Genomic DNA, 13,002 nt, shown 5'->3' on the forward strand with positions numbered 1-13,002 from the left:
GCGATGAGTAAATTCTGGAGCCCGTTCGTCAAGGATCTGGTGCCCTACGTGCCGGGCGAACAGCCGAAGCTGACCAAGCTGGTCAAGCTCAATACCAACGAAAATCCGTACGGCCCATCGCCAAAAGCACTGGCTGCGATGCAGGCCGAGCTCAACGACAACCTGCGCCTGTACCCGGATCCGAACAGTGATCTGCTGAAAAACGCCGTGGCCGAATACTACGGCGTGCAGACCAGTCAGGTTTTCCTTGGCAACGGTTCGGACGAAGTGCTCGCGCACATCTTTCACGGCTTGCTGCAACACGATCAGCCGCTGCTGTTTCCGGACATCAGCTACAGCTTTTATCCGGTCTACTGCGGCCTGTACGGCATTGAATTTGATGCGGTGCCGCTGGACGCGCAATTCCAGATCAACCCGGCCGACTACGCCAAACCGAACGGCGGGATCATTTTCCCCAACCCGAACGCCCCGACCGGGTGCCTGCTGGCGCTGGACGCGGTCGAGCAAATCCTCAAGGCCAGCCCGGATTCGGTGATAGTCGTGGATGAGGCTTACATCGACTTTGGCGGCGAGACGGCGATCAGTCTGGTGGATCGCTACCCGAACCTGCTGGTGACGCAGACGCTGTCCAAGTCACGCTCGCTGGCCGGCCTGCGTGTCGGTCTGGCGGTAGGGCACCCGGATCTGATCGAGGCGCTGGAGCGGATCAAGAACAGCTTCAACTCCTATCCACTGGATCGTCTGGCGATTGTCGGCGCGGCGGCGGCGTTTGCAGACCGCGAGTATTTCGACAAGACCTGTCGTCAGGTGATCGAGAGTCGCGAGTGGGTGGTCGCGCAGTTGCAGGCCAAGGGCTTTGAAGTGCTGCCGTCGGCGGCCAACTTCATCTTCGCTCGCCACCCGCAGCATGATGCGGCGGGCCTGGCGGCGAAACTGCGCGAACAGGGTGTGATCGTACGGCACTTCAAGCAGGAGCGGATTGCGCAGTTCTTGCGGATATCGGTGGGTACGCCGGAGCAGAATCAGGCGTTGATCGAAGGCATCGGAGAACTGTAAGCAGAAGCCAGCGTGTGGAATACCCCTGTTTACGCAAAGCATTTTTCGTAAACAGGGGCTGTTTGGTTATTTGGGGTTAGAGTTTATTAAATTGAATGCTCCGGCAATTTTTATTTTTTCCTCGGTCGTAAAAAAATAAGTGCCTTTCACGGCATAGACTTCTCTACTGTTCGCCTCGGTGTGGATGTTCATGGACCCCGTTACCGCTTCGTAAGCTTTGCCTTCGAAGTGGAACTCCCATCCTTGTAGCAGCTGCTTGCGTATATCCTCAAGGATCAGCTCATGGCTGGTCCCTGATGAAAGATCCTTTGGATAGCACAAATGGATAGTTGTGGCTTCTTGAGTGGCGTCATTGAAACTGGAAGCTGAGAATAAGCCTCCGCCGATTCCGGTGTCGGGAAGAGGGTATAGCAAAAGCGATCTGTTCAGAATGATCACTGCTTCCTGATTGCGTCTAAATGTGATCTGTCCGGTTGTTACTGAAGTTCCGGCGTTCTTTTCAATCAATTTGCCAGTCATATTTGTGTCCTGAATTGATGGATCCGAAACATGAAACTATCTATTTTTAGCGCAAATATTAACTGTCAGATATGACGGTTTTTTATAACGATTGCTCATATATACAATCGCCATAATGTCGGAGAAGTTGTTAATGATGCGGCTCGCCAAGGAATGTCAGCGACGTGAACAACCCGCGACTATCCACATCCGCGCTGTCCTTCACCGGCACTTCAACCTGCGCCACAATCACATTCAAGCCCTCATTTCTCACCAATACCTGCGCACGCCCATCCTTGTCCGTCTCGGTACTCAGCGTGTTCGGCGCGCTGCGGTAATCGCCATACAACTTCACCCCCGCCGCCGGTTTGCCATCGAGCAATACGCGCACCGGCAGCGAATTCCCGGTCCGACCGTCAGCGGATCAATCTCGGGCACAATCAGCAACTTGATCTGATCGAGCTTCGGCAACTTCGCCCCGGCTGATAGATCGCCAGGCTGTACTTGAACGTCTGCGTGGCCTCGGTGGCGCCCGGCACTTTGCTGCGTCCTTCGTTGACCCACTTCTTGTCTGCCGTCTGCGACCACATGCCATTGTTCAGCGCCACGGCCATCACCGCAGGCGACTTCAGCGGTTTCAAGCGTGCGTGATCGGTGAGCCGCTCAACGCTGACCGGAATCATCTTGCCGCCGGCGTCATAAGCCCAGGCGCCGCTGATCTTCCGCGCCTTGAACGCGTTGTCTTCTGCGCCATGGCCGTAGACCACTTCGATGTTGCCGCGTCGTTCTTCTGTCCACAGGCCGTGGGCCGATACCTGACCGGTGAATAGCGCAGCGATGAGCAGAAGGGATTTGCCGTGGTGCATGGTGACGTCCTTTTACAGGTTGAGTGTCAGGCTGACGGTGAAATTGCGTGGCTCGCCGGGGTTGACCCAGTAGTTGCTGTAGGAGCGCTCGTAGTATTTCTCGTCGAAGAGGTTGTTCAGGTTCAGGCCGACGGTGAAGTTGTCGCTGGCCTTGTAGTGCGCGAGCAAGTCGACGGTCTGGTAGGCCGGCAATTCGAAGTCGCTGCCGGATTCGCCCGAACGATCACCGACGTAGGTGAACGCTGCACCGACGTCTGAACCGCGCAGTCGGCCATCCTGAAATTCATAAACACCCAGCAGACTGCCGCTGCGTTTGGCCACGCCGAGGATGCGGCTGCCGGTAGGAATGGTCGCGTCGCCCTTGGTCACCTCGGCGTCGATGTAGGCGAAGGCGCCGATGACCCGCACTGCGTCGGTCACCTGGCCGCTCACTTGCCAATCGAAACCCTGACTGCGCGCCTTGCCCATGGCGCGGCTGGTGTCGGTGCCCGGATCGAGGGCGAGAACGTTTTCCTTGTCGATGTGGAAGAAGGCGAGGGTGCTGCTTACGCGCTCATCGAACAGCTCGTTCTTGATCCCCAGTTCGTAACCGACGCCTTCTTCGGGGTCGAAGGATTTGCCGGAAGCATCCAGGCCGTTGTTCGGTTTGAACGAGGTCGAGGCGTTGGCGAACAGGCCGGTGTTTGGCGTGAGCTGATAGAGCAGGCCGGCGCGTTGGGTCAGCGCGTCGTGGCGTTGCTGGCTTCTGGCGTTGCGGCTGTGATCGTCGATGCGCTGATCGAAATGCTCGAAGCGCGCGCCGAGCATGCCGCGCAGCTTGTCGGTGAAGATGATCTGGTCCTGCAGATTCAGCGCATGACTTTCGACGTGTTCGAAAAAGTCGGTGCCCGAGCGTGCGCCGTTGGGTTTCGGCTGGCCGTAGACCGGCTTATAGATGTCGATGGCGTAGGGGCCGCCAGCAATGGTGGTGACGCGTTCGTCCTTGCGGTAATTCTCGTACTCGGTGCCGATCAGCAACTCATGCTGCCACGCACCGAGGTCGAACAGACCGCGCAGTTCCAGTTGGGTGATGCTGTCGTGCCAACTCGTGTCGCGTTCGCGCAAGCGGCGGTTGACCGTATGGCCGTCGGCGTTCAGCGGTCGTGCTTCGGAAGCGTCGCCCCAGAGCTTGCCTTCCTTGTAGTGACTGGCCAGACGCAGTTTCCAGCTGTCGTTCAGATGGTGCTCAAGGGTGGCCTGGAGCAGGTTGTTGTGGTTGTCGATGTTGCCGTCGTTGGGTTCGCCCAAGAACGTCGAACGGGATACGCCGCTCCACTTGTTGTTCGGCGCCACCACGCCACGATCGAACGTCGAGTTGTGACGGACGATTTCGCTTTCCACCAGCAGCGAGGTGTTCGGGTTCAACTGCCAACTGAACGAAGGCGCGACGAATACCCGCTGGCTGTCGACGTGGTCGCGAAAGCTGTTGTTGTCTTCTACGGCGAGGTTGATACGCGAGAGCACATTGCCCTGTTCATCGATGGGCCTATTGACGTCCAGCGCGGTGCGATAACGGTCCCAACTGCCGGCGCTGGTCTGCAATGTAGCGAATGCTTCAGGCTGCGGCTTCTTGGTGACGATGTTTACCGTGCCGCCGGGATCGCCCCGGCCGTACAGACTGGCGGCCGGACCTTTGAGCACTTCGATGCGCTCGATGTTCGCTGCATCCGGCGTGCTCGGGTAACCGCGATTGGCGCTGAAGCCGTCCTTGTAGAACTCGGACGTGGTGAAGCCGCGCACGCTGTATTCGTACAGGGTCAGGCCGCCGAAGTTGTTCTGCTTCGATACGCCGCCGGCAAAATCCAGCGCGCGCTCGACGCTGCTGCTGCCCAGGTCCGAGAGCACACTGGCCGGGACTACGCTGATGGCTTGTGGGATATCGCGAATCGCCGTGTCGGTTTTGGTCGCACTGGCCGAGCGAGTCGCGCGATAACCGCTGACCGGGCCGGTGGGTGATTCGTAGTCGGAAGTGACGCTGATGACTTCCAGCTCAACGGGCTGCGGCTCATCGGCGAAGGCGGGATCGCAGAGCAAACCCAGAGTCAGGCCCAACAGCGAGGCCTTTTTGCGAGACGACATGTTATGTTGTTCCAATTGCTAGAATTGAAACAATATAACATGCCTGTTGAGAATGTCTGTTATTCGCGCCACTGGCGCGAAAACATTTTTACTCTTCTTTTTCTTTCATCGGTGCCGGTGGTGGACGCAGGCCGATTTCAGCGGTCAGCTTCAGCTCCTTGCCGTTGCGCATGACCTGAATCGTCACCTTGTCGGTCGGTTTGATCCGCGCCACCTGGTTCATCGAGCGGCGACCATCTCCGGCGGGCTCGCCATCGATGCTCAGAATCACATCGCCCAGTTGCAGGCCGGCTTTCTGCGCCGGGCCGTCACGGAAAATTCCGGCAACGACAATCCCCGGGCGCCCGGACAAGCCAAACGACTCGGCCAGTTCCTGCGTCAGCGGCTGCACTTCAATGCCCAGCCAGCCGCGAATCACCTGACCGTGCTCGATGATCGACTTCATCACTTCCATCGCCAGTTTCACCGGGATGGCAAAACCGATGCCCTGCGAGCCGCCGGATTTGGAAAAGATCGCCGTGTTGATGCCGGTGAGGTTGCCGTTGGCGTCGACCAGCGCACCGCCGGAGTTGCCCGGGTTGATCGCCGCATCGGTCTGGATGAAGTCTTCGTAGTTGTTCAGGCCCAGCTGATTGCGGCCGGTGGCGCTGATGATGCCCATGGTCACGGTCTGGCCGACGCCGAACGGGTTGCCGATGGCCAGCGCCACGTCGCCGATGCGAATGCTGTCGGAGCGGCCGACGGTGATTGCCGGGAGGTTTTTCAGGTCGATTTTCAGGACCGCAAGGTCAGTCTCAGGATCGCTGCCAATCACCCGCGCGAGTGTTTCGCGGCCATCCTTCAGCGCCACGACGATCTGGTCGGCGCCGCTGGTGACGTGGTTGTTGGTGAGGATGTAGCCTTCCGGGCTCATGATCACCCCGGAACCGAGGCTCGATTCCATGCGCTTCTGTTTCGGCGAGTTGTCACCGAAGAAGCGGCGGAACTGCGGATCCTCGAACAAGGGATGCGCCGGTTTGTTGATGACCTTGGTGGTGTACAGGTTGACCACCGACGGCGCGGCGATGCTTACCGCGTCGGCATAGGACACCGGGCCCTGTTGCACGATCGTTGTCTGTGGCGCCTGTTGCAGATTGACATCGAGGCTCGGCAGCCCGACCCACTCGGGGTAACGCTGAATAATCAACAGAGCGATAAGCACACCGGCCAACAGCGGCCAGCCGAAAAAACGCAGCGCCTTGAGCATTAAGCACGTTCCTGGAAAGGTTGCAGGCGAGGTCAGACCGCCCATAATGTCGCGCATTATACGAGGCCGCGCGTGCCTCTGAACGGGATATTTAGGAGTCTTTCATGGCCGTTGCCCTCAGCACCCTCGTCGAAGAAGCCGACCGTTACCTGGCCAGTGCGAAAATCGCCGATTATTGCCCCAACGGTTTGCAGGTCGAAGGCCGCCCGCAGGTGATGCGTATCGTCAGTGGCGTCACCGCCAGCCAGGCGTTGCTTGATGCCGCCGTCGAAGCCGAGGCCGACCTGATCCTGGTCCATCACGGTTATTTCTGGAAAGGCGAAAACCCCTGCGTCACTGGCATGAAACAGCGCCGCTTGAAGACCTTGCTCAAGCACGACATCAGTCTGCTCGCCTATCACCTGCCGCTGGATCTGCACCCGGACGTCGGCAACAACGTGCAACTGGCGCGTCAGCTCGACATCACTGTCGAAGGTCCGCTGGATCCGAGCAACCCGAAAGTCGTCGGGCTGGTCGGTTCGCTGAATGAGCCAATGACCGCACGGGATTTCGCGCGCAAGGTGCAGGAAGTCATGGGCCGCGAGCCGCTGTTGATCGAAGGCAGCGGCATGATCCGTCGCGTCGGCTGGTGCACCGGTGGTGGCCAGGGTTATATCGATCAGGGCGTGGCGGCGGGTGTCGATCTGTTCATCAGCGGCGAGGCCTCCGAGCAGACTTTCCACAGCGCGCGGGAAAACGACATCAGCTTCATCGCCGCCGGCCATCACGCCACCGAACGCTATGGCGTGCAGGCGCTGGGTGAGTATCTGGCGAAGCGTTTTGCCCTGGAGCACATCTTCATCGATTGCCCGAATCCGATCTGAGGTTAAACATCTCTCCAATGTGGGAGGGGCTTGCTCCCGAAAACGGTGTGTCATTCGACGATGATTTCGAATGACACAACGCTTTCGGGAGCAAGCCCTCCCACAGGAAAAGCAGCTGTTCGGCCGAACTGGCAGGCATATTCATATACCCTTTCGATCTAGTTGGCGGCCTGATTAGAAGAGGTCGCTGTGCTAGGATTCCCCGCTCGAACACGGCCCGCTGGCCGTTCATAAGAAAGCTTTCGTGAGTAGCCATGGTCGACAAACTGACGCATCTGAAACAGCTGGAGGCGGAAAGCATCCACATCATCCGCGAGGTGGCCGCCGAGTTCGACAACCCGGTGATGCTGTACTCCATCGGTAAAGACTCCGCCGTGATGCTGCACCTGGCACGCAAGGCGTTCTTCCCGGGCAAACTGCCGTTTCCGGTGATGCACGTCGACACCCGCTGGAAATTCCAGGAGATGTACAAGTTCCGCGACAAAATGGTCGAGGAACTGGGCCTGGATCTCATCACCCATATCAACCCCGATGGCGTGGCGCAGAACATCAACCTGTTCACCCACGGCAGCGCCAAGCACACCGACATCATGAAAACCGAAGGCCTGAAACAGGCACTCGACAAGCATGGTTTCGACGCAGCCTTCGGCGGCGCCCGTCGCGATGAAGAGAAATCCCGCGCCAAAGAGCGCGTGTACTCGTTCCGCGACAGCAAGCACCGCTGGGACCCGAAAAACCAGCGCCCCGAGCTGTGGAACGTCTACAACGGCAAGGTCAACAAGGGCGAATCCATCCGTGTGTTCCCGTTGTCGAACTGGACCGAGCTGGACATCTGGCAGTACATCTACCTCGAAGGCATCCCGATCGTGCCGCTGTACTTCGCCGCCGAACGCGAAGTGATCGAGAAGAACGGCACGCTGATCATGATCGACGACGAGCGCATCCTCGAGCACCTGTCCGACGAAGACAAAGCGCGCATCGTGAAAAAGAAAGTGCGGTTCCGCACCCTTGGCTGTTACCCGTTGACGGGCGCGGTGGAGTCCGAGGCCGAAAGCCTCACGGACATCATTCAGGAAATGCTCCTGACGCGAACTTCCGAGCGCCAGGGCCGGGTCATCGACCACGATGGCGCAGGCTCGATGGAAGACAAAAAACGTCAAGGCTATTTCTAAGGGGCTGTCATGTCGCACGCATCTGATTTGATCAGCGAGGACATCCTCGCCTACCTGGGCCAGCACGAACGTAAAGAGCTGCTGCGCTTTTTGACTTGCGGTAACGTCGATGACGGCAAGAGCACCCTGATCGGGCGCCTGCTGCACGACTCGAAAATGATCTACGAAGATCACCTCGAAGCGATCACCCGCGATTCGAAGAAATCCGGCACCACCGGTGACGACATCGACCTGGCATTGCTGGTCGACGGTCTGCAGGCCGAGCGTGAGCAGGGCATCACCATTGATGTCGCCTACCGCTATTTCTCCACCGCCAAGCGCAAATTCATCATCGCCGACACCCCCGGCCATGAGCAGTACACCCGCAACATGGCCACCGGTGCGTCCACCTGTGACCTGGCGATCATTCTGGTCGACGCTCGTTACGGCGTGCAGACCCAGACCCGTCGTCACAGCTTCATCGCTTCGCTGTTGGGAATCAAGCACATCGTTGTCGCCATCAACAAGATGGACTTGAAGGACTTCGACGAGGGCGTGTTCGAGTCGATCAAGGCTGACTACCTGAAGTTCGCCGAAGGCTTGAAGATGAAGCCGACCAGCATGCACTTCGTGCCGATGTCTGCCCTCAAGGGCGACAACGTGGTGAACAAGTCCGAGCGCTCGCCGTGGTACACCGGCCAGTCGCTGATGGAAATCCTCGAGACTGTGGAAGTGGCGGGCGATCGCAACTTCACCGATCTGCGTTTCCCGGTGCAGTACGTCAACCGTCCGAACCTGAACTTCCGTGGTTTCGCCGGTACGCTGGCCAGCGGCATCGTGCACAAGGGCGACGAAGTCGTAGTGCTGCCGTCGGGCAAGAGCAGCCGGGTGAAATCCATCGTCACTTTCGAAGGTGAGCTGGAGCACGCCGGCCCAGGTCAAGCGGTGACGCTGACCATGGAAGACGAAATCGACATCTCCCGTGGCGACCTGCTGGTGCATGCCGACAACGTGCCGCCTGTCACCGACAGCTTCGAAGCGATGCTGGTGTGGATGGCTGAAGAGCCGATGCTGCCGGGCAAGAAATACGACATCAAACGCGCCACCAGTTACGTGCCGGGCTCGATTGCCAGTATCGTCAACAAGGTCGATGTGAACACCTTGGAAGAAGGCCCGGCGAGCGCGTTGCAGCTCAACGAAATCGGCAAGGTGAAGATCGCCCTTGACGCGCCGATCGCCCTCGACGGTTACGACAGCAACCGCACCACCGGCGCATTCATCGTCATCGATCGCCTGACCAACGGCACCGTGGGCGCCGGCATGATCGTCGCTCAGCCTGTAACGCATGGCACCGCCACCCACCACGGCAAACTGGCCCACGTGGCGACCGAGGAACGTGCCCAGCGCTTCGGCCAGCAACCGGCTACCGTGCTGTTCAGCGGTCTGTCGGGCGCGGGCAAAAGCACTCTGGCATACGCGGTCGAGCGCAAGCTGTTCGACATGGGCCGCGCGGTGTTTGTCCTCGACGGCCAGAACCTGCGTCACGATCTGAACAAAGGTCTGCCGCAGGATCGCGCCGGGCGCACCGAAAACTGGCGTCGTGCCGCGCATGTGGCGCGTCAGTTCAACGAAGCAGGGCTGCTGACATTGGCCGCGTTCGTTGCGCCAAGTGCCGAGGGTCGCGAGCAGGCCAAGGAACTGATCGGCAAGGATCGATTGCTGACGGTCTACGTGCAGGCCTCGCCGACCGTGTGCGCCGAACGTGATCCGCAAGGTCTGTACGCCGCTGGCGGCGACAACATCCCGGGCGAATCCTTCCCGTACGACGTGCCGCTGAACGCCGACCTGGTGATCGACACGCAGTCGCTGAGCCTGGAAGAAAGCGTCAAGCAAGTGCTGGAGCTGTTGCGTCAGCGTGGCGCGATCTAAGGCAGAAGCAGCGGCAAGCTTTTAGCTGCAAGCGGCAAGAAAAGCCCGTCGATGAGTGATCATCGGCGGGCTTTTTTGTGCTAGGTGATCGTTCCCACGCTCCGCGTGGGAATGCCTCATTGGACGCTCCGCGTCCGCTTCGGCAGGGACGCGGAGCGTCCTGGCTGCATTCCCACGCGGAGCGTGGGAACGATCAACTGTGGGAGCGAGCAGGCTCACTCCCACAGGGGTCAGTGTTTGGGGGAAATTCGCGGTGCATCTGCTCCAGCAACGCATCCTTGTCCAGCCACAGCTGGTTGATCCAGCCCTGAAACTGCAAGCGGTACTCGCCGTCCTGGTCGTAGTTCTTGCCGATGAAGGCCGGCGGAATTTTGATCTCTTCAAAATGCACCACCACATCGCGCACATTGCCGCAGAGCAAATCCCAGAACCCCGGACGCCCGGCCGGGTAGTGAATCGTCACGTTAACGATCGACTCCAGTTGCTCGCCCATCGCATCCAGTACAAACGCAATGCCGCCAGCCTTCGGTTTGAGCAGATATTTGAACGGCGATTGCTGCTGCGCATGCTTGCCTTCGGTGAAGCGTGTGCCTTCGACGAAGTTGAAAATTCCCACCGGGTTATGGCGGAATTTCGCACAGGTCTTGCGCGTGGTTTCCAGGTCCTTGCCTTTTTTCTCCGGGTGTTTTTCCAGATACGCCTTGGAGTAGCGCTTCATGAACGGAAAGCCTAGCGCCCACCAGGCCAGGCCAATTACTGGCACCCAGATCAGCTCCTGCTTGAGGAAGAACTTCAGCGGTTGGATCTTGCGGTTGAGCACGTATTGCAGCACCAGGATATCCACCCAGCTCTGGTGGTTGCTGGTGATCAGGTACGAGTGCTGATAGTCGAGGCCTTGCAGGCCGCTGAGGTGCCAGCGGGTACGACGGACAAGATTCATCCAGCCCTTGTTGTTGCTGATCCACGCCTCGTGGGTGTGGCTCATCAGCCAACCGGCAATGCGCTGGGTAAAGGCAAACGGCAGGGCCTTGACGAGCGCCACGCAGAACAGGAACGAGCAGAGCAGAATCGTGTTGAGCGCCAACAGCAGCGAGGCGATCACGCCGCGCACGGGTGCGGGTAGAAAATCCAGCATTTACACATCCATAGGTCGGTTGGCGGCTTGAATCGCGGTGAGCGCGATGGTGTAGACGATGTCATCGACCTGCGCGCCGCGCGGCAGGTCGTTCACCGGTTTGCGCAGGCCTTGCAGCATCGGCCCGAGGCTGACGCAATCGGCGCTGCGTTGTACGGCTTTGTACGTGGTGTTGCCGGTGTTCAGATCGGGGAATACAAACACTGTGGCTCGCCCGGCGACCTGACTGTTCGGCGCCAGTTGCCGGGCGACGTCGGCGTTGGCGGCGGCGTCGTATTGCAGCGGGCCGTCGATCAAGAGCGAGTGCTGTTGTTCGTGGGCGAGCAGGGTGGCTTCGCGGACTTTTTCGACTTCCTCGCCAGTCGCCGATTCGCCGCTGGAATAGCTGATCATCGCCACCCGTGGGTTGATGCCGAATGCGGCCGCCGAGTCGGCGCTTTGCAGGGCGATTTCGGCCAGTTCGGCAGCGCTTGGGTGCGGGTTCATCACGCAGTCGCCGTAGACCAGCACTTCTTCCGGGAACAGCATGAAGAATACCGACGACACCAGCGTGCAGCCTGGCGCGGTCTTGATCAGTTGCAAGGCCGGGCGGATGGTATTGGCGGTGGTATTGATCACACCCGAGACCAAGCCGTCGACCTCGTCCAGCGCAAGCATCATGGTGCCGATCACCACGGTGTCTTCCAGTTGCTGCTCGGCCATTGGTGCATTGAGGCTTTTGCTTTTGCGCAGGGCGACCATCGGTTCGACGTAACGCTCACGGATATGGTCCGGGTCGAGAATTTCCAGACCCGGCGGCAGCACGATCCCTTGGGCGCGGGCGACCGCTTCGACGTCCGCGGGTTTAGCCAGCAATACGCAGCGGGCGATCCCGCGTTCCTGACAGATCGCCGCTGCTTGCACGGTGAACGGCTCGCTGCCTTCAGGCAGGACGATGCGCTTGTTCGCCGCCTGCGCGCGCTGGATCAATTGATAGCGGAACACTGCCGGCGACAGGCGCATCTCTCGAGGCGTGCCGCAGCGCTGATGCAGCCAGTTGGCGTCGAGGTGGCTGGCGACGAAATCGGTGATGATCTCCGCGCGCTCGCGGTCATCGATGGGGATTTCCTTGTTCAGGCCATTGAGCAGATTAGCGGTGTCGTACGAGCCGGTGCTTACCGACAACACCGGCAGACCGGCCTGCAACGCGCCTCGGCACAAGTCCATGATGCGCGGGTCGGGCAGGGTGTCGCTGGTCAGCAGCAGGCCCGCCAGCGGCACGCCGTTGATCGCTGCGAGGCTGACGGCGAGGATGATGTCGTCGCGATCGCCCGGCGTCACCACCAGCACACCGGGCTTGAGCAGCTCGACGGTGTTGCGCATGGTCCGTGCGCAAATGATGATGTTGCTCATGCGCCGGGTTTCGTAGTCGCCCGCGTTGAGCACTTGCGCGCCCATCAGGTCGGCGACGTCGCGCGTGCGCGGCGCGTTGAGTTCCGGCTGAAACGGGATGCAGCCAAGCAAGCGGAAATCACCGCTACGCAACAACGGCGAATGCTCCTTCAGCCGCGTGGCGAAGGCCTCCATGCTCTCGTCGGTCTTGACCTTGTTGAGGATCACGCCGAGTACTTTCGGGTCTTTCGGGCCACCGAATAATTGCGCTTGAAGCTCGACACGGCCTGAAAGCTCGGCGAGCACTTCGTTTTCCGGCGCCGAGACCAGAATCACCTCGGCATCGAGGCTTTTGGCCAAGTGCAGATTGACCCGCGCGGCGTAACTGGCGCTACGGGTCGGCACCATGCCTTCGACCACCAGCACGTCTTTGCCGATGGCCGCTTGTTGATACAAGGCGATGATTTCTTCGAGCAGTTCGTCGAGCTGACCGTCGCCGAGCATGCGTTCGACGTGCGCCAGGCCTAACGGCTGCGGCGGTTTCAGGCCGTGGGTGCGCGCCACCAGTTCGGTGGATCGTTCAGGGCCAGTGTCGCCCGGATGCGGCTGGGCGATCGGTTTGAAGAAGCCGACTTTGAGGCCGGCGCGTTCAAGCGTGCGCACCAGCCCGAGGCTGATGGAGGTCAGACCCACGCCAAAATCGGTGGGGGCGATAAAAAAGTTTGCATGGGAATTCTCTATGCAAGGGTGTCAGCCTATGTCTGGCCGA

The 13,002-nt window shown here is 59.7% G+C and carries 9 protein-coding genes and 1 pseudogene; 4 read left to right on the forward strand and 6 right to left on the reverse strand.

Annotated elements, in window-relative coordinates; all coding sequences use genetic code 11:
- The first annotated feature begins 3 nt into the window (after positions 1–3).
- Positions 4–1,056: a histidinol-phosphate transaminase gene (gene hisC, locus LJU32_08945; GenBank protein ID WKV90297.1), complete on the forward strand. Its 1,053-nt coding sequence runs from the start codon at positions 4–6 to the stop codon at positions 1,054–1,056.
- Between the two features lie 66 nt (positions 1,057–1,122).
- Here the strand turns inward: hisC and LJU32_08950 are convergent, their stop codons facing one another.
- The 4 genes and pseudogenes from LJU32_08950 to LJU32_08965 all read right to left on the reverse strand — a co-directional run bounded on the left by LJU32_08950 (position 1,123) and on the right by LJU32_08965 (position 5,784).
- Positions 1,123–1,575 (reverse strand): hypothetical protein, encoded by a 453-nt coding sequence (locus tag LJU32_08950; protein ID WKV90298.1) that lies wholly within the window; start codon positions 1,573–1,575, stop codon positions 1,123–1,125.
- Between the two features lie 130 nt (positions 1,576–1,705).
- Positions 1,706–2,420 (reverse strand): annotated as a pseudogene (locus LJU32_08955) (DUF4198 domain-containing protein).
- Positions 2,421–2,432: 12 nt separating this feature from the next.
- Positions 2,433–4,538, reverse strand: a complete 2,106-nt coding sequence (locus LJU32_08960) for a TonB-dependent siderophore receptor (protein WKV90299.1) — start codon at positions 4,536–4,538, stop codon at positions 2,433–2,435.
- An 88-nt stretch (positions 4,539–4,626) separates the two neighbouring features.
- Positions 4,627–5,784, reverse strand: a complete 1,158-nt coding sequence (locus tag LJU32_08965; protein ID WKV90300.1) for a Do family serine endopeptidase — start codon at positions 5,782–5,784, stop codon at positions 4,627–4,629.
- Positions 5,785–5,888: 104 nt separating this feature from the next.
- Here LJU32_08965 and LJU32_08970 point away from each other — a divergent pair, with 104 nt between their 5' ends.
- The 3 genes from LJU32_08970 (at position 5,889) to cysN (ending at position 9,727) form a co-directional block, all read left to right on the forward strand.
- The gene (locus LJU32_08970) at positions 5,889–6,647 is read left to right on the forward strand and encodes a Nif3-like dinuclear metal center hexameric protein (GenBank protein WKV90301.1); all 759 of its coding nucleotides are present in this window, start codon (positions 5,889–5,891) and stop codon (positions 6,645–6,647) included.
- A 254-nt stretch (positions 6,648–6,901) separates the two neighbouring features.
- Positions 6,902–7,819, forward strand: a complete 918-nt coding sequence (cysD, locus tag LJU32_08975) for a sulfate adenylyltransferase subunit CysD (GenBank protein WKV90302.1) — start codon at positions 6,902–6,904, stop codon at positions 7,817–7,819.
- 9 nt (positions 7,820–7,828) lie between these two features.
- Entirely contained in the window at positions 7,829–9,727 is a 1,899-nt protein-coding gene (gene cysN / locus LJU32_08980) for a sulfate adenylyltransferase subunit CysN (protein ID WKV90303.1), read from the forward strand.
- A 193-nt stretch (positions 9,728–9,920) separates the two neighbouring features.
- Here cysN and LJU32_08985 read toward each other — a convergent pair whose 3' ends face one another.
- Entirely contained in the window at positions 9,921–10,862 is a 942-nt protein-coding gene (locus tag LJU32_08985) for an acyltransferase (protein WKV90304.1), read from the reverse strand.
- Complete coding sequence (gene pta / locus LJU32_08990; protein ID WKV91070.1) at positions 10,863–12,974, reverse strand: phosphate acetyltransferase; 2,112 nt, start codon at positions 12,972–12,974, stop codon at positions 10,863–10,865. It abuts the gene before it with no gap.
- Positions 12,975–13,002: the final 28 nt, after the last annotated feature.

It is taken from the genome of Pseudomonas sp. B21_DOA, assembly GCA_030544685.1.
Classification (GTDB): Bacteria; Pseudomonadota; Gammaproteobacteria; order Pseudomonadales; family Pseudomonadaceae; genus Aquipseudomonas; species Aquipseudomonas fluorescens_AO.